Origin of the sequence: Pseudomonas sp. NPDC090208 (assembly GCF_044746785.1) — a bacterium.
Taxonomy (GTDB): domain Bacteria; phylum Pseudomonadota; class Gammaproteobacteria; order Pseudomonadales; family Pseudomonadaceae; genus Aquipseudomonas.
The window spans coordinates 97,488-119,741 of record NZ_JBIVCU010000019.1; the positions used below are offsets into that span (position 1 = coordinate 97,488).

The window sequence follows — 22,254 nt, forward strand, 5'->3', positions numbered from 1 at the left end:
CCTCACCCAAAAGGCCTCCTGGAGGCCTTTTCTTTTTTACTGAAACGAGAAGCCCATGACTGAGCCACTGCGCATCGTTTTCGCCGGCACTCCGGAATTCGCCGCCGAACACCTCAAAGCCCTGCTCGCCAGCCCCTATCAGGTGATCGCGGTCTACACCCAGCCCGATCGTCCCGCCGGCCGTGGCCAGAAGCTGATGCCAAGCCCGGTCAAGCAACTCGCCCTGCAACACGACATCCCGGTGCTGCAACCGCAGACGCTGCGCGCGCCGGAAGCCCAGGCCGAACTGGCCGCGCTCAAGCCGGACCTGATGGTGGTGGTCGCCTACGGCCTGATCCTGCCGCAGGTGGTGCTGGATATCCCACGTCTGGGCTGCATCAACAGCCATGCCTCGCTGCTGCCACGCTGGCGCGGCGCCGCGCCGATCCAGCGCGCGGTGCAGGCGGGCGACGCGAAAAGCGGCGTGACCGTGATGCGCATGGAGGCGGGTCTGGACACCGGCCCGATGTTGCTCAAGGTCAGCACGCCGATCAGCGCTGAAGACACCGGCGGCACCCTGCATGACCGCCTGGCCGAACTGGGCCCACCTGCCGTGGTGCAGGCCATCGCCGGTCTGGCCGAAGCCACGCTGGTCGGCGAGGTGCAGGATGACAGTCTCGCCACCTACGCGCACAAGCTGAACAAGGACGAGGCACGCCTCGACTGGACCCGCCCGGCGGACGAGCTTGAGCGTCTGGTGCGCGCCTTCAACCCGTGGCCGATCTGCCACAGCACACTGAACGGCGAAGCATTGAAAGTGCTGGCCGCGCAGGTGGCCGACGGCAACGGCGAACCGGGCACCATTCTCGGCGCCAGCAAGGACGGCCTGATCGTCGCCTGTGGACAAGCTGCCCTGCGCCTGACTCGCCTGCAATTGCCGGGGGGCAAACCGCTGAGCTTCGCTGACCTGTTCAACAGCCGCCGCGAGAAATTCGCCGTCGGCACCGTGCTCGGCCAACAAGAGCCAGCCCAATGAACCCGCGTCTGGCCGCCGCCAAGGCCCTGGCCGCCGTGCTCAATGGCAAGGCATCGCTGAACAGTTCGCTGCCGGCGCAACTGGACAAGGTCGATGACCGTGATCGCGGCCTGACTCAGGATCTGGCATTCGGCACGGCTCGCTGGGAGCCGCGTCTGGCGGCGCTGGCGGCCAAACTGTTGCAGAAACCATTCAAGGCAGCCGACGCCGATGTGCAGGCGCTGTTGTTGGTCGGCCTTTATCAGCTGTTCTATTCGCGCATTCCCACCCACGCCGCCATCGGCGAAACCGTGGGCTGTGCCGACAAATTGAAGAAGCCGTGGGCCAAAGGTCTGCTCAACGCCGTGTTGCGCCGCGCGCAGCGGGAAGGCGAAGCGCTGCTGACCGAGCTGGAACACGACCCGGTGGTGCGCACTTCGCACCCGCGCTGGCTGCAAAAGGCGCTGAAGGCCGCGTGGCCGGAACACTGGGAAGCGATTTGCGCCGCCAACAACGCCCACCCACCGATGATTCTGCGGGTCAACCGTCGCCACAACACCCGTGACCACTATCTGCAATTGCTGACCGAGGCCGGTATCGCCGCCAGTGCCAGCACGTTCAGCCAGGACGGTATCGTCCTTGTCGAGCCGGGCGACGTTCGCGCGCTGCCGGGTTTTGCCGAAGGCTGGATCAGCGTGCAGGACGAAGCCGCGCAACTGTCTGCCGAGCTGCTGGAGCTGGCGCCGGGCCAACGGGTGCTGGACGCCTGCTGCGCGCCGGGTGGCAAGACCTGTCATCTGTTGGAAGTGCAGCCTGCACTGGAGCACGTGGTGGCGGTGGATCTGGAAGCCAAACGCATGGTGCGGGTCAAGGAGAACCTTGATCGTCTGGGCCTGAGCGCCGAACTGATCGCTGCCGACGCCCGCGCCACCGGCGAGTGGTGGGACGGCAAGCCGTTCCAGCGCATTCTGCTCGACGCACCGTGCTCGGCCACCGGGGTGATCCGTCGTCACCCGGACATCAAGCTGACCCGTCAGGCTGACGACATTCCGGCCCTGGCGACGTTGCAGGGCGAACTGCTCGACGCGCTGTGGCCGACGCTGCAGGTCGGCGGGATTCTGCTGTACGCCACTTGCTCGACGCTGCCGACTGAAAACACCGACGTGATCGAAGCGTTCCTCGCCCGCACGCCGGGCGCTCGCGAGCTCGACATCGCCGGCCAGCAAGGCAACCCGCCACCGGGCATCAAACAGCCCCATGGCCGGCAGCTTCTGGCGCAGGAAGGCGGCCATGACGGGTTTTACTACGCCAAACTGATCAAGATCGCTGCACAGTCCTGACATCGACCCTGTAGGAGTGAGCTTGCTCGCGATTGCTATATATCAGTGACAGATCATTTGTCTGACACGACGCTATCGCGAGCAAGCTCACTCCTACAGGCATTGGTGGTGCGGAAATTTTCAAGGAGAGACTGATTGAAGATCATCATTCTCGGCGCAGGGCAGGTGGGCGGTACGCTGGCCGAGCATCTGGCCAGCGAAGCCAACGACATCACCGTGGTCGACACCGACCCGGACCGCCTGCGTGCGCTGGGTGACCGGCTGGACATCCGCACGGTGCAGGGTCGCGGCTCATTTCCGACGGTGCTGCGCCAAGCCGGTGCCGACGATGCCGACATGCTGGTCGCCGTCACCAGCAGCGACGAAACCAACATGATCGCCTGTCAGGTCGCCTACACCCTGTTCCACACCCCGACCAAGATCGCCCGCGTGCGCGAGTCGGCCTACCTGACCCGCGCCGGTCTGTTCGACAACGACGCGATTCCGGTGGACGTGCTGATCAGCCCCGAACAGGTGGTGACCAACTACCTCAAGCGCCTGATCGAATATCCCAGCGCCCTGCAGGTGATCGACTTCGCCGAAGGCAAGGTGCAACTGGTGGCGGTGCGCGCCTACTACGGTGGGCCGCTGGTGGGCCAGCAGCTGCGCCAGCTGCGCACCCACATGCCGAATGTCGATACCCGGGTGGCCGCGATTTTCCGCCGTGACCGGCCGATCATTCCGCAAGGCGACACCACCATCGAAGCCGACGACGAAGTGTTCTTCATCGCCGCCAAGGCCGACATTCGTGCGGTGATGGGCGAAATGCGTCGCCTCGACGAGAGCTACAAACGCATCGTCATCGCCGGTGGCGGGCAGATTGGCGAGCGTCTGGCCGAGGCCATCGAAAGCCGCTATCAGGTGAAGATCGTCGAGATGAATCCGGCACGCTGCCGGTATCTGTCCGACAACCTCGACAGCACGGTGATCCTGCAGGGCAGTGCATCGGACCGCGATCTGTTGATGGAAGAGAACATCGACAACGCCGACCTGTTTCTGGCGCTGACCAACGACGACGAGGCCAACATCATGTCGTCGCTGCTGGCCAAGCGCCTTGGCGCGAAAAAGGTCATGACCATCATCAACAACCCGGCCTACGTGGATCTGGTCCAGGGCGGCGAGATCGATATCGCGGTCAGCCCGCAGCTGGCAACCATCGGCACGCTGCTGGCCCACGTGCGCCGTGGCGATATCGTCAGCGTGCATTCGCTGCGGCGGGGCGCGGCGGAAGCCATCGAAATCGTCGCCCACGGCGATGCCCGTTCCAGCAAGGTCATCGGCAAGGCGATCATGCACATCAATCTGCCGCCGGGCGCGACCATCGGCGCCATCACTCGTGACGATCAGGTGCTGATCGCTCACGACAGCACGGTGATCGAATCCGGCGACCACGTGATCATGTTCCTTGTGGATAAAAAACATATCCGCGACGTGGAGCGCCTGTTTCAGGTGGGGCTCAGCTTTTTCTAAAGGAGGATCGGCGTGCTCGAATCACTGGAAAAGATGCTCGCCAAGGGCATGGACAACGCCCTGCTGCGCTTCGGTCTGGGCAAGGGTTATCTGGATGCCGGCGACCACGTCAGGGCCATCGAACACTTTCAGCGCTGCGTCGAATTCGACCCGAAGTATTCAGCCGCGTGGAAGCTGCTGGGCAAGGCGTGGCTGGCAGCCGGGGATGCGGCACAGGCGCGGGCGGCGTGGGAGCAGGGGATTCAGGCGGCCGTGGCCCATGGCGACAAGCAGGCGGAGAAGGAAATGACGGTGTTTCTGAAGAAGCTGGATCGCAAGGCCGAGTAACGCGACCGGAAGCGTTCGACGAATTCGAGAGCGCCCCGGATCACTGTTGGAGCGAATTCATTCGCGATGCGATGTGACAGGCAACGAATATGTATCGCCTGCACCGGCCTCTCGCGAATGAATTCGCTCCCACAGGTTCAGCACATGTCCTGAAGATCAATACCAGCGCGTCTCGCCTTCAGGCCGTTTCTTGAAGCGCTTCATGGTCCACATGTACTGGCTCGGGTAGGCCCGCACGTATTTTTCCACCACCCTGCTCATGGCAGCCGCCGAGGTTTCGGTGTCGGTGCTGTACATGTCTTCCGGCGCCGCTTCCAGCACTACCTTGTAACCCGAACCGTCCTCCAGGCGCATGGCGTGAAGGAACACACCTACCGCCTTGCCGCCGGCCAGCATGTTCGGCACGAATTTGCTGGTCAGCGCCGTGGTGCCGCAGAACGGTACGAAGATACCGGCCGATTCCGCCGGCTCCGGGTCTGCCGGAATGCCGACCTGACCACCTTTGCGTACTTCCTTGATGACACTGAGGATGCCTTCCTTGGTCGACGCCGCCACGCGGTTGCCCAACTGCACGCGCTGTTTGCGCAGCAGTTCATCCACCGCCTTAAGTTTGGGCGGACGGTAGAAAATGATCGGTTTGCACTGGCTGCAGTAGAAATGGTTGAGTACTTCCCAGTTACCCAGGTGGCTGGTGATGCCGACCACGCCCTTGCCCGAGGCCAGCGCGTCCTTGAGGATCTGCAGGCCTTCGACTTCGCGCACCAGACCGATGGACTTCTGCGCCGGCCAGATCCACGCGCAGGCGCTTTCGGTCAGGGTCTTGCCGATGTCCATCAGGCTGCGGCCGACCAGCGCCTCAAGCTCGCTCGGGCTCAGTTCCGGGAAGCACTTGGACAGGTTGATCCGCGCCACTTCACGGGACCGGTTCGGCAGTTTCCACATCAACCAGCCGATGCCGGCGCCCACCCATTGCACGGCCCGCCACGGCAGCAGGGCAAACAAACGCAACGCCCCGACCATCATGGCGCCTTTGAACTTATCCACAGATCACTCCTGAATGCATGAGGCGTGCATTGTAACCATTCCCCGTAACCAACGCGGACCTGTGGGAGCCGGCTTTCTGGCGAATGCGGTATGTCAGTGACACATGTGCCGGCTGACACACCGCTTTCGCCAGCAAGCCGGCTCCTACAGTCGTGCGTCGTGATCACCCCGCCAGCTGCCCATACCGATCGCAATCGGTGGTGTGGTCCATGACCATGCCGGTGGCCTGCATGTAGGCGTAGCAGATGGTCGGGCCGACGAAGGTGAACCCGGCCTTCTTCAAGGCCTTGCTCATGGCTTCGGCCTCCGGCGTGATCGCCGGGACTTCACTGCGGTCCTTGAAGTGGTTGATCTTCGGCTGACCACCGACGAACGACCAGACGAAGCCGACCGGGTCTTCCAGCTTCAACCAGGCCTGGGCGTTCTTGCGTGCGGCGTTGAGCTTGAGGCGGTTACGCACGATGCCGGGTTCCAGCATCAGCGCCTCTATCTCGGCATCGGTCATGGCGGCGACACGGCGCACGTCGAAATCGAACATCACTTCGCGGTAGCGCTGGCGCTTCTTGAGAATCGTGATCCACGACAGGCCGGCCTGGAACCCTTCGAGCAGAAGAAACTCGAACAGCTTCTGCGCGTCGCGCAACGGCACGCCCCACTCCTGATCGTGGTAGTCCATGTAAAGCGGATCTTCGTTGCACCAAAAGCAGCGTGGCATAGGGCTCCCAAGGGTGGAGGCGCTGCCGAATCGGGTATACTCCCGCTCTTTAAATCGCAGCCCCCCAGTACAGGTGAATTTCGTGAGCCAGCCTACGCCAGCCGTGCGTACCTTCCAAGACTTGATCCTCGCCCTCCAGCAATACTGGGCCGAGCAAGGTTGTGTGGTACTTCAGCCCTACGATATGGAAGTGGGCGCCGGCACTTTCCACACCGCCACGTTTCTGCGCGCCGTAGGCCCGGAAACCTGGAACGCCGCCTACGTACAACCGAGCCGTCGTCCTACCGATGGCCGTTATGGCGAAAACCCGAACCGTCTGCAGCACTACTACCAGTTCCAGGTGGTTCTGAAGCCAAACCCGGACAATTTCCAGGAACTGTACCTGGGCTCGCTGAAGCATGTCGGCCTCGACCCGCTGGTCCACGACGTGCGTTTCGTCGAAGACAACTGGGAATCGCCGACCCTGGGCGCCTGGGGCCTGGGCTGGGAAATCTGGCTCAACGGCATGGAAGTCTCGCAGTTCACCTACTTCCAGCAAGTAGGCGGCATCGAGTGCTACCCGGTCACCGGTGAAATCACCTACGGCCTGGAGCGTCTGGCGATGTACTTGCAGGGCGTGGACTCGGTCTACGACCTGGTCTGGACCGACGGCCCGTTCGGCAAGGTGACCTACGGCGACGTGTTCCACCAGAACGAAGTGGAGCAATCGACCTACAACTTCGAACACGCCAACGTCGACAAGCTGTTCGAGCTGTTCGATTTCTACGAAAGCGAAGCCATGCGCCTGATCGAAGCCGAGCTGCCACTGCCGAGCTACGAGATGGTCCTCAAGGCTTCCCACACGTTCAACCTGCTGGACGCCCGTCGCGCCATTTCCGTGACCGCGCGTCAGCAATACATCCTGCGCGTGCGCACCCTGGCGCGTTCCGTGGCGCAGGCGTACCTGATGGCCCGGGCCAAGCTTGGCTTCCCGATGGCCGCACCTGATATTCGCGATGAAGTGTTGGCTAAGCTGGAGGCTGCACAATGAGTGCTCAAGATTTTCTGGTTGAACTGGGCACCGAAGAACTGCCGCCAAAAGCCCTGAACACCCTGGCCGAAGCCTTTCTGGCTGGCATCGAAAAAGGCCTGCAGGCTGCCGGTCTGACCTACAGCGCCAAGCAGGTCTACGCCGCACCGCGTCGTCTGGCCGTGCTGATCTCCGAACTGGCTACCCAGCAGCCGGACCGCAGCGTCAACCTCGATGGCCCGCCACGTCAGGCCGCCTTCGACGCCGACGGCAATCCGACTCAGGCGGCCCTGGGCTTCGCCAAGAAATGCGGCGTCGATCTGAGCGAAATCGATCAGAGCGGCCCGAAGCTGCGTTACAGCCAGAACATTGCCGGCAAGCCAACCACCAGCCTGCTGCCGACCATCGTCGAGGATTCGCTCAACGACCTGCCGATTCCGAAGCGCATGCGCTGGGGCGCGCGCAAGGAAGAGTTCGTGCGTCCGACCCAGTGGCTGGTGATGCTGTTCGGCGATCAAGTGATCGACTGCACCATCCTCGCCCAGCGCGCCGGCCGTGAATCCCGTGGCCACCGTTTCCATCACCCGGAAAACGTGCGCATCTCCTCGCCGGCCAGCTACGTCAGCGATCTGCGTGAAGCCAAGGTGCTGGCGAACTTCGCCGAGCGTCGTCAGCTGATCAGCAAGCGCGTCGACGAACTGGCGACCCAACACGAAGGTACGGCCATCGTGCCGCCGGCGCTGCTCGACGAAGTGACCGCGCTGGTCGAGTGGCCGGTGCCGCTGGTGTGCTCGTTCGAGGAACGTTTCCTTGAAGTGCCGCAGGAAGCCCTGATCACCACCATGCAGGACAACCAGAAATACTTCTGCCTGCTGGACGCCAACGGCAAGCTGCTGCCGCGCTTCATCACCGTCGCCAACGTCGAGAGCAAGGATCCGTCGCAGATCGTGCTGGGTAACGAGAAAGTCGTGCGCCCGCGCCTGACCGACGCCGAGTTCTTCTTCAAGCAGGACAAGAAGCAGAAGCTGGAAACCTTCAACCAGCGTCTGCAGAACGTGGTGTTCCAGGCTCAACTGGGCACCGTGTTCGACAAGGCCGAGCGCGTGTCGAAACTGGCCGCGTTCATTGCCCCGCGCATCGGCGGCGACGCTCAGCGCGCCGGTCGTGCCGGTCTGCTGTCCAAGTGCGACCTGGCCACCGAGATGGTCGGCGAATTCCCGGAAATGCAGGGTGTTGCCGGTTACTACTACGCCATCGCCGACGGTGAGCCAGAAGACGTCGCGCTGGCGCTGAACGAGCAGTACATGCCGCGTGGTGCGGGCGCCGAACTGCCTGGCACCCTGACCGGTGCCGCTGTCGCCATCGCCGACAAGCTCGATACCCTGGTCGGTATCTTCGGTATCGGCATGCTGCCAACCGGCAGCAAAGACCCCTATGCACTGCGTCGTGCAGCGCTGGGCATCCTGCGCATCCTGATCGAGAAGAAGCTCGACCTCGACCTGATCAAGACCGTGCAGTTCGCTGTCACCCAGTTCGGAGCCAAGGTCAAGGCAGCCGGTCTGGCCGACCAGGTGCTGGAGTTCATCTTCGACCGTCTGCGTGCGCGCTATGAAGACGAAGGCGTCGACGCCTCTGTCTACCTGTCGGTGCGTGCCCTGCAACCGGCTTCGGCACTGGACTTCGACCAGCGTGTGCAGGCGGTTCAGGCATTCCGCAAACTGCCGGAGGCCGCTGCACTGGCCGCCGTCAACAAGCGCGTGTCGAACCTGCTGAGCAAGGCCGAAGGCAACATCGCCCAGACCGTGGAGCCGAAGTATTTCGACAACGCCAACGAGTTCTCCCTGTACTCGGCGATCCAGCAGGCTGATCAGGCGGTGACGCCGATGGCTGCCAACCGTCAGTACAGCGAGTCGCTGGCGCGTCTGGCTGCACTGCGTGAGCCGGTGGATGCGTTCTTCGAAGCGGTGATGGTCAACGCCGAAGACGCCAGCGTACGGGCCAACCGTTACGCGCTGCTGGCGCGTCTGCGTAACCTGTTCCTCGGCGTTGCCGACATTTCCCTGCTGGGTTGATGCCGGAGTAGATGATTTGAAGCTGCTGATTCTCGATCGGGACGGAGTGATCAACGAAGACTCCGATGCTTACATCAAGTCGGTACAGGAATGGATTCCGATTCCCGGCTCGATCGAGGCGATCGCGCAATTGAGCAAGGCCGGCTGGACGGTGGCAGTCGCCACCAACCAGTCGGGCATTGCTCGCGGTTATTACGATCTGGCCACCCTGGACGCCATGCACGCTCGTTTGCGCGCATTGGTGGCGGAGCAGGGCGGCGAGGTCGGTCTGATTGTGTACTGCCCGCATGGCCCGGACGCCGGCTGCGACTGCCGCAAGCCGAAGCCGGGCATGCTCAGGACCATTGCCAGCCATTACGCCGCGGATCTGCGCGGCGTATGGTTCGTCGGTGACAGCAAGGGTGACCTGGAAGCGGCGGTGGCCGTCGACTGTCAGCCAGTGCTGGTCATGACCGGCAAAGGTCAGAAAACGCGGAGCAACCCACTGCCCGCAGGCACGTTGATTTTTGACGATCTGGCGGCGGTTGCCGCAGAACTTATCCACAACAGCGCTTCGCTGGACGGCTGACCGGTCGCCAGCGGCACGCTCAATCCGGGCAATGCCCGTACGGTAAAGGCAGTTATGTCGATAGTGCAGGCCATCAGGATCTTCATCTTTTACCTGCTGTTGGGCACCACGGCCTTGTTGTGGTGTTCGCTGAGTTTCTTCGTCGCGCCGTTCATGCCATTTCCGGTGCGCTACCGCTTCATCAACGTGTACTGGTGCCGTTGCGCGGTGTGGCTGACAAAGACGATTCTGAATATTCAGGTGCGCGTCACCGGCCAGGAAAATGTGCCGGCCACGCCCTGCGTGATCGTGTCCAACCACCAGAGCACCTGGGAGACGTTCTTTCTCTCGGCGCATTTCCAGCCACTGAGCCAGGTGCTCAAGCGTGAGTTGCTGTACGTGCCGTTTTTCGGCTGGGCCATGGCCATGCTGCGGCCGATCGCCATCGACCGTAACAACCCCAAAGCGGCGCTGAAGATTGTCGCCAGCAAGGGTGACGAGTTGCTCAAGGACAAGGTCTGGGTACTGATCTTCCCGGAAGGCACCCGCGTGCCTTACGGCCAGATTGGCAAGTTCTCCCGCAGCGGCTCGGCCATGGCGGTGAATGCGGAATTGCCGGTGCTGCCGGTTGCCCACAACGCTGGCAAGTTCTGGCCGAAAAACGGCTGGGGCAAGACGCCGGGCACTATCGACGTGGTGATCGGCGCGCCAATGTATGCCGAAGGCACAGGCCCTCGCGCCATTGCCGCCTTGAACGACCGCGTAGCGGCCTGGAACGAAGAAACCCAGAAGGCGCTGGGCTCACCGGCGATCCCGATGCCGAGCCCGGAAAAATCACCCGCATGAATTGTGGATAACCTGTGCACGGATTCTGTGAAGCTTTCGACAAATCACCGTAAGTTATTAATTTAATTACTTATTTCGGAAGCTCATTAACAAGCGGAAAACGTGCATAAGTTTTTTCTGAACAGCGTTTTTTCAGTCGCAGAACAGCGGTCTTGAGCCACCCGCGGCTCAAGATCGATCCCCCTCCAGATCCTGCTTTGCCGACGTGGATATCCACAGATTGCAAAGCGCCGCCATCCCGAACAACACCAGCCCTCCCAGCGCTGCCGCGACGAATCCGGACGCCGGGGTAAAGGTGTCGATTGCCAGCCCCACCACCGGCGTAGACAGCGTCTGACCGAGACGATTGGCCGAATCATGCAGCCCCATGACCTCACCGCGTACTGAAGGCGGAGCAAGTTTCGAGACCGCTTCCGAACTCGACGCCAGGGTCGGCGTACACAGCAGGTTGGTCGGCAGCAACGCCAGCAGCAGCCACCACCACGGCCCACTGACCAGCGCCACCGGCACCAGCAACAACGCCATGCTCAGGGCAAGGCGCATCTGCGACCATGACCGATGAACGGCACCGTGGATAAAGCCGCCGGTAATGGATGCCACCGACATCGCCGCGATGACATAGCCGGTATAGGCCAGATCACCGTTGGCGCGCATGACCGAGATCAGCGCCAGCTCGGTGCCCATCAGCACAAAGATGCCGCCCGCACTGACCAGTAATACCGAGAGCAGGCGTCGGCTCATCCAGTCGCGCATTTTCAGGCGTACCGCGCTGGGCTCCTTGCGCATCTCTTCAGCACTGCGGGTCGGCCAGTTCAGCCGCCAGAGCAACGCATAGGAAGCCGCGCGCCAGATGCCGATACCGATCAGCGCAGCCGTCGCCGACCAGGTGGTGATGATCAGAATGCCTACCGACGGGCCGATCACGAAGGACAGCTCCATCAGCATCACATTCAATGAATAAGCAGGGCGCCGCTGATCTTCCGGCACCAGACTGGCCACGAATTGCCGCGCCAGTGAGCCCGTCGGCACGGTGAAAATACCTGCCAGGAAGGCGAGGGTGAGATACAGCGGGTAGTCCACCAGCGGCAACAGGCCCCAGGCGATTGTGGATAAACCACCGCTGACCACGACGACCGGACGCAAGCCATGGCGGTCGATCATCCGGCCCAGCAGTGGCGAGCCGACGGCAAACCCCAAGGCGAGGGCGGTACCGACCAGACCGGCTTCAAAATAGCCACGCCTCATCTCGTTCAGTACATGCAGGCTGAGGGTCAGGCTCATGATCGTCAGCGGCAGGCCGGCAACGAAGGTGAACAGGGTCGCTGGCAACACCCGTGGTATCGCCAGCACTCTCTTGTATTTGTACAACGACATCCGGGTACAACTCCTCGGTGCGGTGGCCGATGGATCGGCCGGGCAGCTTACGCGTTCGGTTGCAGCAGCAGAGCCACCAGCGCGCTCCAGCCGGTCTGATGGGAAGCCCCCAGACCGCGGCCATTCTCGCCGTGAAAGTATTCGTGGAACAGCACAAGATCGCGGCTTTGCGGGTCGATTTCCAGTTGTGGATAACCGGCCATGGAAGGGCGGCAGCCTTCTTCGTTACGCAGAAACAATCGGGTGATGCGCTCGCTCAGGCCATCGGCGACCTGTTCCAGCGAAGCCAGGTAACCGGAGCCGCTGGGGTATTCCACGGAAAAGTTTTCCCCGTAGTAGCGGTGAAACTCGCGCAGCGATTCGATCAGCATGTAGTTCAGCGGCATCCACACCGGCCCGCGCCAGTTGGAGTTGCCGCCGAACAGCCGTGAACTCGATTCCGCCGGCTCGTAATCCGCCGACAGACAATGACCGTCGACCTGCATGCTGAACGGCTGATCACCGTAAAAGCGCGACAGCGAACGTACGCCGAAGTCGGAGAGAAACTCGCTTTCGTCGAGCATGCGCTTGATCAGGTCTTTGGTCCGTTGGCCGCGCAACAGCGCCAGCAACAGGCGATTGCCTTTGCCCGGTTCGGTCCAGCGCGAGATCAGCGCCGCTAGGTCCGGACGGTGATGCAGAAAGCCCAACAGGCGTTCGCGCAAGCCCTTGAGCCCTTCGTGCTCTCGCTGCTCCAGGACCCGCACCGCGAATAACGGGATCAGCCCGACAAACGACCTGAGCCGCACTGATTCGCGCAGGCCATCGGGGCGGTGCAGTACGTCGTAGAAAAAACCGTCGTGGTCATTCCACAAGCCTTCCACTTCATCGTTGTCGACTTCGTTGATGGCGCCGGCAATATAAAGGAAGTGCTCGAAGAACTTCACCGCGATGTCGACATACACCTCGTTGTGCTGCGCCAGCTCCAGAGCGATACGCATCAGGTCCAGCGCATAGCCGGCGACCCACGCCGTGCCGTCGGCCTGATCGAGTCGGTAGCCGGGGGAGAGGGCGGCCGAGCGGTCGAACAGACCTATGTTGTCGAGGCCAAGGAAGCCGCCCTGGAAGATGTTGCGGCCGTCGGCATCCTTGCGGTTCACCCACCATGAAAAATTCAGCAAGAGCTTGTGGAAAACCCGCTCCAGGAAAACCGCGTCACCTTGGCCAGTCTGGGCTTTTTCCATCTGATAGACCCGCCACGACGCCCAGGCATGCACCGGCGGATTGGCATCGTCGAAGCGCCATTCATAAGCCGGCAACTGTCCGTTGGGGTGCATGAAACGGTCTTTGACCAACAGCAGCAGCTGGTCCTTGGCGAAGTCGATATCGATCAGGGCAAACGCCACCGCCTGAAACGCCAGGTCCCAGGACGCGTACCACGGGTACTCCCATTTGTCCGGCATCGAGACGATGTCGAAGTTGCACAGGTGCCGCCACTGATTGTTGCGGATATGCGCGCGCCCGGCGGGAGGCGGCGGCATGCCGGGATCGCCATTGAGCCAGGTCTTCACGTCGAAGTCATAAAGTTGCTTGGACCACAGCAACCCGGCCAGTGCCTGGCGCTGGACGTTGCGCGCATCGGCGTCTTTTATTCCGTGCTGCAGCGCCCGGTAATAGTCATCGGCTTCTTCGCAGCGCTGCTCGAACAACGCACGCGCGTTGACGTGAGGCGAACCGGCCGGCGCGAAGCGCAGGTACACCGTCTGCGAAGCGCCGCCTTCCAGGGTCATGAAAAAGTGCGCGGCGACTTTGGTGCCGGCATCGCGGCGAATGGCATCGAGGTTACCCGTCAGCAGCCAGTCGTTGATGCCGTCCTTGTACGGACCGATACCCGGCTTGCCGAACAGCTTCGGCGTGTTGCTGGCGTTCTCGCAGAACAGCCATTCACACGGCAGTTGTCCCCAGGCTGTCGCCTGACGTTCAGCTTGCAGCGGATGACGTGCCAGCACGCGATCCTGTTCCAGCAGCAGGGCAGGGCGCTCGATCGATGGAGACGGACTCCAGATATCTCGCGCCCACAGCTGTGGCAACACATGCAGGCTGGCGCTGCACTCGGAACGGTTGATCACCGTCACCCGCATGAAGATGTCGTCCGGGGTGTGCTTGGCGTATTCGATGCTCACATCGAAATAGTGGTTGTCGTTGAACACGCCGGTGTCGAGCACTTCGTACTCGGGATCATTCAAACCACGGCGGGCGTTTTCCGCGACCAGGTCGGCGTAGGGAAAAGCGGCGTGTGGATATTTGTAGAGCATGCGCATGTAAGCATGGCTCGGCAGGCCGTCGACATGAAAGTACAGCTCCTTCACGTCTTCGCCGTGATTACCCTCGGCGTTGTTCAGACCGAACAACCGTTCCTTGAGGATCGGATCGCGACCATTCCACAGCGCCAACCCCAGACACCAATGCTGAGCCTTGTCGGAAAACCCGGCGAGGCCATCTTCGCCCCAGCGGTAAGCACGGCTGCGGGCGTGGTCATGAGGAAAGTAATTCCACGCATCACCATCGGCGCTGTAATCCTCGCGCACCGTGCCCCACTGGCGATCACTGATATAGGGGCCCCATTCACGCCACTGCGCGCGGTCGCTGCCTTGCAGGCGCAGGCCTTCGACGGTCTGCAGCGGCGTGTTGCGGTCAACGTCTTCAGGCATGTTCAGATCCAGGCGATGAGAAGAATGAACAGGAGAAGCGGTGCTCTTTGCCAAAATCTATCGACAGGCACCTTCGGTCAAATTATTGGCAATCAAGTTATTCACAGGCCGATTACCGATGGCAATTAGACGGGTGCCAAACCCGGTGCAATCGTTTCAGCGTCGAAACACAATTCCAGCCCCCTCAGGTATTGCCGGTCGTTCAGGACGGCACAGCGGTGAATGGATCGGAACGTTGTTGCCTTGATCGCGGGCGGAGGCGATATGAATACATTGGGTGATCTGGCGTCCAGACGAAACAATAACTTCAACCTGATCAGGATGCTCGCTGCCACGGCGGTGCTGATCTCCCACAGTTATCCACTGGCATTGGGGACCGGCGCCGTCGAGCCGTTGTCGTCCTGGCTCGGTATCTCGCTGGGCGAACTGGCGGTGATCACATTCTTTTGCGTGTCCGGCTTTTTCATTTCCCTGAGTCGCGACCGCGCCCCCAGCAACCTCGATTTCTTCTCCGCGCGCTTCCTGCGTATCTACCCCGGGCTGGCGCTGGTGCTGCTGCTGTCGGCGTTTGTCGTCGGCCCGATATTTACGACATTGGGAACGGCAGAATATTTGCGCAGCGGCAGCATTTACAGTTACCTCAGCAACAACCTCATGCTGTTCAACATGAAATTCCAGTTGCCCGGCGTGTTCGAGGATAACCCCTATCCGGGGATCAATGGGTCGCTGTGGACACTGTTCTACGAAGTGACGCTGTACATCCTTGTCGGCGGGCTCGGCGCCTTTGCTTTCTATGAGCGCGGCCGGCGATTCACCTTTTTCCTGCTGATCTACGCCCTGAGCTATATCGCCTTCAAGCTGGTGCTGGCCAATACCACGCTGCTCAGTGACCTCCACCGTGCGCAGTTCTTCTTCAACTGGAGCCTGCCGTTCGTTCTGGGCATGGCGCTGTACCGATACCGCCAGCACATTCAGCACCGCGTCCTCTGGCTGCTGCCACTGACGGCGCTGGCGGCCTGGTCATACCAGAAACCGTATTTTTTCGAGTGCTTCGTGCTGGCCTGGACTTATCTGGTGTTCTACCTGGGCTTTGCCAGTAATCGCCTGATCGATCGCTATAACCAGCTCGGCGATTATTCCTATGGAGTCTACATCTACGCCTTTCCGGTCCAGGAAATCCTGGCTCATGAGCTCAAGGGCATCGGCCCGATCAGCATGATGCTGCTGGCGTTCCCTGTCGTGCTGATCGCGGCGATATGCTCGTGGCACTTCATCGAGAAACCGGCCATGGCCAGACGGCATGGTTTTGCCGCGCAACTCAACACCCGGTTCGAAGGGCTGAAGGCTTACTGGACAGGGTTGAGAAAGGGCGCCGCCTAGATACAAAAAACCCCGGACGATTTTCATCGGCCGGGGTTTGGTCTTGCAGCGGTTGAACCTTAGAAGTCCAGGTTCGATACCGCCAACGCGTTGGCCTCGATGAAGTCGCGGCGCGGTTCTACAGCGTCACCCATCAGGGTGTTGAAGATCTGGTCGGCAGCGATAGCGTCTTCCACGGTGACTTTGAGCATGCGGCGCACGGTCGGGTCCATGGTGGTTTCCCACAGCTGATCCGGGTTCATCTCGCCCAGACCTTTGTATCGCTGAATGGTGTGGCGCTTGGTGCTTTCCGCCATCAACCAAGCCAGCGCTTCCTTGAACTCGGTGACCGATTTCTTGCGTTCGCCACGTTGTACGTACGCGCCTTCCTCAAGCAGGGTGCTGATCTGAGCGCCCAGTGCGGTGACGGTCTTGTAGTCGTTGCTGCCGAAGAAGTCGCGGTTGAAGGTGACGTAGTTCGACAGGCCGTGGGAGATCAGCTCGACCTCTGGCAGCCAGACGTTACGCTCGCGATCTTCGCGCAGACTGGCCTTGTAGACCAGACCGGACTTCTCGCCGACACGCAGGCGCTCGTCGAACTTGGCCAGCCAGTCTTGCATGGCGGCGTGGTCGGACAGTTGCTCCAGCGACACCGGTGGCAGGTAGACGAAGTGCTCGGTCAGTTCCTGCGGGTACAGGCGCGACAGGCGCTTGAGGGTCTTCATGACCATGCGGAAATCGTTGACCAGTTTTTCCAGCGCCGGGCCGGAAATGCCTGGCGCGGATTCGCTCAGGTGCAGGCTTGCGTCCTCCAGGGCCGACTGCGTCATGTACTCTTCCATGGCGTCGTCGTCCTTGATGTACTGCTCCTGCTTGCCTTTCTTCACCTTGTACAGCGGCGGCTGGGCGATGTAGATGTAGCCGCGCTCGACCAGTTCCGGCAACTGCCGGAAGAAGAAAGTCAGCAGCAGGGTACGGATGTGCGAACCGTCGACGTCAGCATCGGTCATGATGATGATGTTGTGATAGCGCAGCTTTTCAATGTTGTACTCTTCGCGACCGATACCGCAGCCAAGCGCAGTGATCAAGGTGCCGACTTCCTGCGACGAGATCATCTTGTCGAAGCGGGCTTTTTCCACGTTGAGGATCTTGCCCTTGAGCGGCAGGATCGCCTGGGTCTTGCGGTTGCGGCCCTGCTTGGCAGAACCACCCGCGGAGTCACCCTCGACGAGGTACAGTTCGGAAAGGGCAGGGTCCTTCTCCTGGCAGTCAGCGAGCTTGCCCGGCAGGCCGGCGATATCCAGAGCGCCTTTGCGACGAGTCATTTCCCGCGCCTTGCGCGCTGCTTCACGGGCACGTGCCGCGTCGATCATCTTGCCGACAACGGCTTTCGCTTCGTTCGGGTTTTCCAGCAGGAAGTCGGAGAAGTACTTGCCCATCTCCTGTTCCACGGCGGTCTTCACCTCGGACGAAACCAGCTTGTCCTTGGTCTGCGAACTGAACTTCGGATCCGGTACCTTCACCGAAATAATCGCGGTCAGACCTTCACGGGCATCATCACCGGTGGTGGCGACCTTGTGCTTCTTCGCCAGACCTTCCTGCTCGATGTAGTTGTTCAGGTTGCGCGTCAGTGCCGAACGGAAGCCCACCAGGTGAGTGCCGCCATCGCGCTGCGGAATGTTGTTGGTGAAGCACAACAGGTTTTCGTTGAAGCTGTCGTTCCACTGCAGGGCGATTTCGACGCCGACACCGTCTTCACGTTGGACGCTGAAGTGGAACACCTGGTTGACCGCAGTCTTGTTGGTGTTCAGGTATTCAACGAATGCACGCAGACCGCCTTCATACTTGAACAGCTCTTCCTTACCGCTGCGCTCGTCCTTGAGGACGATGCCGACACCGGAGTTGAGGAAAGACAGTTCGCGAATCCGCTTGGCCAGGATGTCCCAGCTGAAGTGGATGTTCTTGAAGGTTTCAGCCGATGGCTTGAAGTGGATCTCGGTACCGGTGCTGTCGCTCTCGCCAACGATTTTCATCGGCTCTTTAGGGACGCCGTGAATGTAGGTCTGTTCCCAGATCTTGCCGCTGCGACGCACGGTCAGGTTCAGCTCTTCGGACAGCGCGTTCACCACCGACACACCTACACCGTGCAGACCGCCGGATACTTTGTAGGAGTTGTCGTCGAATTTACCGCCGGCGTGCAGTACGGTCATGATGACCTCGGCTGCCGAAACGCCTTCTTCTTTGTGCACGTCGACCGGAATGCCGCGACCGTTGTCGCGAACGGTGATGGATTCGTCTGGGTGAATAATGACGGTGATGTCGTCGCAGTAACCGGCGAGTGCTTCGTCGATCGAGTTATCAACCACCTCAAACACCATGTGGTGGAGGCCACTGCCATCGTCCGTATCGCCGATGTACATACCGGGACGCTTGCGTACGGCGTCGAGTCCTTTAAGCACCTTGATGCTGGACGAGTCGTACGTTTGATTTTCGCTCATGCATTCACTCCCGATGGTCGTGGGTCTGGGTGATACTGCCATGTTCCACGTGGAACAAGGCCACTGGCGTTTCCGTCTGCCAGCCTTCCCTCAACAATTCATGATCTACACAGGTGATAAAAACCTGGCAGCGTAATTCTTCCAGCAAGCGACACAATGCGCTGCGATGTTGCTCGTCGAGTTCAGACGGCAAGTCGTCGACGAGGTAAATACATTCTCCGCGGCGGGCATGGTTAACCAGATGCCCTTGAGCGATTCTCAACGCGCAGACCACCAGCTTTTGCTGTCCGCGCGAAAGGATATCGGCGGCGTTGTGTCCGCCAAGTCGAAGGCGTAGATCGGCACGTTGTGGTCCGGCCTGGGTGTGACCCATTTGTTGATCGCGATGGAGAGAGGAGGCGAGCACGCTGCTCAAGTCCTTGTCCTTGTCCCAGCCGCGGTAATAACTCAGGGTCAAACCTTCAAGCTGCACCAGCTCGCTCAAAGTTTGCTCAAAGACTGGCTTTAACGCCTTTATATAGGCACGCCGAAATTCGTCGATTTCCTCACTGGCCAGGCACAGCTCCCGGTCCCAGGCCGCCTGCGAAGCGCCGTCAAGTGTACCATGCCGAAGCCACGAGTTTCGCTGCCTCAAGGCCTTCTGCAAACGCTGCCAAGTGGCCATGAAGCGAGGTTCCACGTGGAACACTCCCCAATCCAGAAACTGCCGACGGATCTTTGGGGCGCCTTCGAGTAAACGAAAACTGTCCGGATTGATCAGTTGCAGCGGCAAAGCTTCGGCGAGTTGCGCAGCGCTTTTGGCGTTCTGACCGTCGATGCGAATCTGGAATTCACCTTGGCGATCCCGAGAAATGCCGAGATTGCTGTGGCCGCCTTCGCTCAGTTGGACCTGACCAAATACCGTGCATGCCGGCTGATCGTATTGAATGACCGGCTGCAGGCGGGTGCTACGAAAGGATCGGGCGAGGCCGAGCAGGTGTATGGCTTCCAGGACACTGGTCTTGCCACTGCCATTGGCGCCATAAAGGATGTTGATACGAGGAGAGGGGGAGAAGGTCACCGGTTGCAGATTGCGCACCCCGGTGACCGAGACGCGACTAAGAGACATCTAGTGGCTGCTGATTACAGACGCATCGGCATGACAACATAAGCCGAATCGTCGTTGCCCGACTCCTGGACCAGCGCACTGCTGTTGGAGTCGGAAAGAATCAGGCGCACTTGTTCAGTGGTCATCACGCCCAGAACGTCCAGCAGATAGCTGACGTTGAAGCCGATTTCCAGTGAGCCACCGTTGTAGTCGACGCTGATTTCCTCTTCCGCTTCTTCCTGCTCAGGGTTGTTCGCCTGGATTTTAAGCTGACCGCTGGCCAGTTGCAGACGAATGCCACGGTACTTCTCGTTGGACAGAATCGCCGTGCGGCTGAACGCTTCACGCAGAGCCTGACGATCACCGACCACCAGCTTGTCGCCACCTTTAGGCAGCACGCGCTCGTAGTCAGGGAACTTGCCGTCGACCAGCTTCGAGGTAAAGGTGAATTCGCCAGTGGTTGCACGGATGTGATGCTGACCCAGCACGATGCTGACCAGCCCGTCCTGTTCGGTGAGCAGGCGCGCCAGCTCAAGGATACCCTTGCGTGGAACGATTACCTGATGACGGCCTTCGTGTTCGATTTCGGCGGCCATCGAGCACATCGCCAGACGGTGACCGTCAGTGGCGACCGCACGCAGAATGCCGGTCTGCACCTCAAGCAGCATGCCGTTGAGGTAGTAACGAACGTCCTGCTGCGCCATGGCGAAGCTGGTGCGCTCGATCAGACGGCGCAGTTTGCTCTGCACCAGGCTGAACGTCAGCGAGCCCGGACCTTCTTCAACGGTCGGGAAATCGTTGGCCGGCAATGTCGACAGGGTGAAACGGCTGCGACCGGCCTTGACCACCAGCTTCTGATCGTCGACTTTGATATCGATCAGGGCGTCGTTCTGCAGGCTTTTGCAGATGTCCATCAGCTTGCGCGCAGGGACGGTGATCTCGCCCGGCTCGGCAGGCTCTTCCAATTGCACGCGTCCAACCAGCTCGACTTCCAGGTCGGTACCGGTCAAGGACAGTTGCTGGCCTTCGACGACCAACAGCACGTTCGACAGAACCGGCAAGGTCTGGCGGCGTTCGACAACGCCGGCGACCAGTTGCAGGGGTTTCAACAGGGCTTCGCGTTGAATGGTGAAATGCATGGTCTAGTCCCTTGCCTTGATAAGCTGCGTCGACATCAGGTTGTCAGCGTGCGCAGCAGGTTCTTGTAGTCCTCGCGGATATCCGCGTCGGATTCTTTAAGTTCATTGATCTTGCGGCAGGCGTGCAACACCGTGGTGTGGTCGCGTCCGCCAAACACGTCGCCGATCTCCGGCAGACTGTGGTTGGTCAGTTCCTTGGACAACGCCATCGCCACTTGCCGTGGACGGGCGACCGATCTCGAACGACGCTTGGACAGCAGATCGGAGATCTTGATCTTGTAGTACTCGGCGACCGTGCGCTGAATGTTATCCACACTGACCAGCTTGTCTTGCAGCGCCAGCAGATCTTTCAGCGACTCGCGAATCAGTTCGATGGTGATATCACGGCCCATGAAGTGCGAGTGTGCGATTACACGCTTGAGCGCACCTTCGAGCTCACGCACGTTGGAACGGATTCGCTGGGCAATGAAGAACGCAGCGTCGTGGGGAAGTTCCACCTTCGCCTGATCGGCCTTCTTCATCAGAATGGCGACCCGGGTTTCCAGCTCCGGAGGCTCTACTGCAACGGTCAGGCCCCAGCCAAAGCGGGACTTGAGACGCTCTTCGAGGCCCTCGATCTCTTTCGGATAGCGGTCACTGGTGAGAATGACCTGCTGGCCGCCTTCAAGCAGGGCGTTGAAGGTGTGGAAAAACTCTTCCTGGGAACGCTCTTTGCGAGCGAAGAACTGGATATCGTCGATCAGCAACGCGTCGACCGAACGATAGAAGCGCTTGAATTCGTTGATGGCGTTGAGCTGCAGCGCCTTGACCATGTCTGCCACGAAGCGCTCGGAATGCAGGTAAACCACCTTGGCATTCGGGTTCTTCTTCAGCAGGTGGTTACCCACAGCGTGCATCAAGTGAGTCTTACCCAGACCGACACCGCCATAAAGGAACAGCGGGTTATAGCCGTGCTTGGGGTTATCGGCGACCTGCCATGCAGCAGCGCGGGCCAACTGGTTCGATTTACCTTCGACGAAATTCTCGAAGGTGAACGTGCGGTTGAGATAGCTGGTGTGCTTGAGCGCACCTTCCACCTGCACGTTACGCTGTTCGGCGCGGGCGGGTGCCTGTTGAGATGCCGCGCCCACCATCGGGTCGAAGCTGGCGCGCGAAGGCTCGTCGTCGTCGACATCCAGGCTGGCCTGAACGACCGGCGCCGGCGCTGTAGCCGGCTCGCTAACGGGTGCAGGCGGAGTAGCGCCATTGGTGGCGGTGCTCTGCGCCTGGGCAGCCTGAGAGGCCGCCGCAGCAGCGGCAGCTGCCAATGGTGCATTGGGGGCCGCACGGGGGGCTGAGCTGCGCTTGCTGCCTATTAATAAGGAAAGCGCTGGCGCGATGCCCTGGCCGTGCTCGCCGAGCAGTTCGAGCAGACGGCTCAGATACTTCTCGTTGACCCAGTCGAGGACGAAACGATTGGGCGCATAGACACGCAACTCGTCGCCTTCGGCTTCGACCTGTAGCGGACGGATCCAGGTGTTGAATTGCTGGGCCGGCAGCTCATCGCGCAAAAGCTCCACGCACTGCTGCCAAAGTTCCACTGACACGGATATCCCCTGAGTATCAAAAGCCGGTGAGGCAAAAAAACAAGCGCCCATTGTAACCACCCGCCGCTGACTTATCCACATACAGGAGACGTGTAGACACCTCAAAATCAAGATCTTA

General features: G+C 60.7%; 17 protein-coding genes. 9 read left to right on the forward strand and 8 right to left on the reverse strand.

Translation table 11 applies throughout. The annotated features are described in order from the left end of the window. Positions 1 to 55: 55 nt before the first annotated feature. The 4 genes from fmt to ACIPL0_RS25885 all read left to right on the forward strand — a co-directional run bounded on the left by fmt (position 56) and on the right by ACIPL0_RS25885 (position 4,170). Positions 56 to 1,015 (forward strand): methionyl-tRNA formyltransferase, encoded by a 960-nt coding sequence (fmt, locus tag ACIPL0_RS25870; RefSeq protein WP_400600824.1) that lies wholly within the window; start codon positions 56 to 58, stop codon positions 1,013 to 1,015. After that, positions 1,012 to 2,334 carry a 16S rRNA (cytosine(967)-C(5))-methyltransferase RsmB gene (gene rsmB / locus ACIPL0_RS25875; RefSeq protein ID WP_400600823.1) on the forward strand — a complete coding sequence of 441 codons (1,323 nt, stop codon included), beginning with the start codon at positions 1,012 to 1,014 and terminating at the stop codon, positions 2,332 to 2,334. Before fmt ends, rsmB begins: the two co-directional genes overlap by 4 nt. 135 nt (positions 2,335 to 2,469) lie before the next feature. Beyond that, the gene (gene trkA / locus ACIPL0_RS25880; protein WP_400600821.1) at positions 2,470 to 3,843 is read left to right on the forward strand and encodes a Trk system potassium transporter TrkA; all 1,374 of its coding nucleotides are present in this window, start codon (positions 2,470 to 2,472) and stop codon (positions 3,841 to 3,843) included. Positions 3,844 to 3,876: 33 nt separating this feature from the next. Continuing rightward, positions 3,877 to 4,170, forward strand: coding sequence for a tetratricopeptide repeat protein (locus tag ACIPL0_RS25885; RefSeq protein ID WP_400600995.1), 294 nt, complete (start codon positions 3,877 to 3,879; stop codon positions 4,168 to 4,170). A gap of 156 nt (positions 4,171 to 4,326) precedes the next feature. On the opposite strand, the gene ACIPL0_RS25890 is transcribed toward ACIPL0_RS25885, so the two are convergent. Together ACIPL0_RS25890 and ACIPL0_RS25895 are read right to left on the reverse strand one after the other, a co-directional pair. Then, positions 4,327 to 5,214, reverse strand: a complete 888-nt coding sequence (locus tag ACIPL0_RS25890) for a lysophospholipid acyltransferase (RefSeq protein ID WP_400600819.1) — start codon at positions 5,212 to 5,214, stop codon at positions 4,327 to 4,329. 163 nt (positions 5,215 to 5,377) lie between these two features. Then, positions 5,378 to 5,929, reverse strand: coding sequence for a DNA-3-methyladenine glycosylase I (locus tag ACIPL0_RS25895; RefSeq protein ID WP_400600817.1), 552 nt, complete (start codon positions 5,927 to 5,929; stop codon positions 5,378 to 5,380). 82 nt (positions 5,930 to 6,011) lie between these two features. Here ACIPL0_RS25895 and glyQ point away from each other — a divergent pair, with 82 nt between their 5' ends. Genes glyQ through ACIPL0_RS25915 form a run of 4 tightly spaced genes read left to right on the forward strand, consistent with a single transcriptional unit; the run spans position 6,012 to position 10,403 of the window. After that, positions 6,012 to 6,959, forward strand: coding sequence for a glycine--tRNA ligase subunit alpha (gene glyQ / locus ACIPL0_RS25900; RefSeq protein WP_166593916.1), 948 nt, complete (start codon positions 6,012 to 6,014; stop codon positions 6,957 to 6,959). After that, the gene (gene glyS / locus ACIPL0_RS25905) at positions 6,956 to 9,010 is read left to right on the forward strand and encodes a glycine--tRNA ligase subunit beta (RefSeq protein WP_400600815.1); all 2,055 of its coding nucleotides are present in this window, start codon (positions 6,956 to 6,958) and stop codon (positions 9,008 to 9,010) included. The genes glyQ and glyS overlap by 4 nt, the downstream gene beginning before the upstream one ends. Before the next feature lie 16 nt (positions 9,011 to 9,026). Beyond that, positions 9,027 to 9,578 carry a D-glycero-beta-D-manno-heptose 1,7-bisphosphate 7-phosphatase gene (gmhB, locus tag ACIPL0_RS25910; RefSeq protein WP_400600814.1) on the forward strand — a complete coding sequence of 184 codons (552 nt, stop codon included), beginning with the start codon at positions 9,027 to 9,029 and terminating at the stop codon, positions 9,576 to 9,578. 54 nt (positions 9,579 to 9,632) lie between these two features. Then, positions 9,633 to 10,403, forward strand: a complete 771-nt coding sequence (locus ACIPL0_RS25915; RefSeq protein WP_400600812.1) for a lysophospholipid acyltransferase family protein — start codon at positions 9,633 to 9,635, stop codon at positions 10,401 to 10,403. 168 nt (positions 10,404 to 10,571) lie between these two features. Here ACIPL0_RS25915 and ACIPL0_RS25920 read toward each other — a convergent pair whose 3' ends face one another. Beyond that, positions 10,572 to 11,777 (reverse strand): MFS transporter, encoded by a 1,206-nt coding sequence (locus ACIPL0_RS25920; RefSeq protein WP_400600810.1) that lies wholly within the window; start codon positions 11,775 to 11,777, stop codon positions 10,572 to 10,574. A gap of 47 nt (positions 11,778 to 11,824) precedes the next feature. Further along, positions 11,825 to 14,467 (reverse strand): MGH1-like glycoside hydrolase domain-containing protein, encoded by a 2,643-nt coding sequence (locus ACIPL0_RS25925; protein ID WP_400600809.1) that lies wholly within the window; start codon positions 14,465 to 14,467, stop codon positions 11,825 to 11,827. A gap of 264 nt (positions 14,468 to 14,731) precedes the next feature. Between ACIPL0_RS25925 and ACIPL0_RS25930 the strand changes: the two genes are divergently transcribed. Continuing rightward, positions 14,732 to 15,847, forward strand: a complete 1,116-nt coding sequence (locus tag ACIPL0_RS25930; protein WP_400600807.1) for an acyltransferase family protein — start codon at positions 14,732 to 14,734, stop codon at positions 15,845 to 15,847. Between the two features lie 59 nt (positions 15,848 to 15,906). Here ACIPL0_RS25930 and gyrB read toward each other — a convergent pair whose 3' ends face one another. From gyrB to dnaA, 4 genes are read right to left on the reverse strand one after another with little or no spacing between them, the layout of a single operon-like run. Further along, positions 15,907 to 18,324: a DNA topoisomerase (ATP-hydrolyzing) subunit B gene (gyrB, locus tag ACIPL0_RS25935; RefSeq protein ID WP_400600805.1), complete on the reverse strand. Its 2,418-nt coding sequence runs from the start codon at positions 18,322 to 18,324 to the stop codon at positions 15,907 to 15,909. Between the two features lie 4 nt (positions 18,325 to 18,328). After that, the gene (gene recF, locus ACIPL0_RS25940) at positions 18,329 to 19,432 is read right to left on the reverse strand and encodes a DNA replication/repair protein RecF (protein ID WP_400600803.1); all 1,104 of its coding nucleotides are present in this window, start codon (positions 19,430 to 19,432) and stop codon (positions 18,329 to 18,331) included. A gap of 14 nt (positions 19,433 to 19,446) precedes the next feature. Then, complete coding sequence (gene dnaN / locus ACIPL0_RS25945; RefSeq protein WP_400600801.1) at positions 19,447 to 20,550, reverse strand: DNA polymerase III subunit beta; 1,104 nt, start codon at positions 20,548 to 20,550, stop codon at positions 19,447 to 19,449. 35 nt (positions 20,551 to 20,585) lie between these two features. Then, on the reverse strand, positions 20,586 to 22,136 hold the full coding sequence (gene dnaA / locus ACIPL0_RS25950) for a chromosomal replication initiator protein DnaA (RefSeq protein ID WP_400600799.1): 1,551 nt from the start codon (positions 22,134 to 22,136) through the stop codon (positions 20,586 to 20,588). Positions 22,137 to 22,254 lie beyond the last annotated feature (118 nt).

Excerpts from the sequence above, each read along its gene's own strand:
- fmt (WP_400600824.1), top strand. The coding sequence starts at position 56 with ATGACTGAGCCACTGCGCATCGTTTTCGCCGGCACTCCGGAATTCGCC.
- rsmB (WP_400600823.1), top strand. The coding sequence starts at position 1,012 with ATGAACCCGCGTCTGGCCGCCGCCAAGGCCCTGGCCGCCGTGCTCAAT.
- ACIPL0_RS25885 (WP_400600995.1), top strand. The coding sequence starts at position 3,877 with ATGCTCGCCAAGGGCATGGACAACGCCCTGCTGCGCTTCGGTCTGGGC.
- ACIPL0_RS25895 (WP_400600817.1), bottom strand. The coding sequence starts at position 5,929 with ATGCCACGCTGCTTTTGGTGCAACGAAGATCCGCTTTACATGGACTAC.
- glyS (WP_400600815.1), top strand. The coding sequence starts at position 6,956 with ATGAGTGCTCAAGATTTTCTGGTTGAACTGGGCACCGAAGAACTGCCG.
- ACIPL0_RS25915 (WP_400600812.1), top strand. The coding sequence starts at position 9,633 with ATGTCGATAGTGCAGGCCATCAGGATCTTCATCTTTTACCTGCTGTTG.
- ACIPL0_RS25920 (WP_400600810.1), bottom strand. The coding sequence starts at position 11,777 with ATGTCGTTGTACAAATACAAGAGAGTGCTGGCGATACCACGGGTGTTG.
- ACIPL0_RS25925 (WP_400600809.1), bottom strand. The coding sequence starts at position 14,467 with ATGCCTGAAGACGTTGACCGCAACACGCCGCTGCAGACCGTCGAAGGC.
- ACIPL0_RS25930 (WP_400600807.1), top strand. The coding sequence starts at position 14,732 with ATGAATACATTGGGTGATCTGGCGTCCAGACGAAACAATAACTTCAAC.
- gyrB (WP_400600805.1), bottom strand. The coding sequence starts at position 18,324 with ATGAGCGAAAATCAAACGTACGACTCGTCCAGCATCAAGGTGCTTAAA.
- recF (WP_400600803.1), bottom strand. The coding sequence starts at position 19,432 with ATGTCTCTTAGTCGCGTCTCGGTCACCGGGGTGCGCAATCTGCAACCG.
- dnaN (WP_400600801.1), bottom strand. The coding sequence starts at position 20,550 with ATGCATTTCACCATTCAACGCGAAGCCCTGTTGAAACCCCTGCAACTG.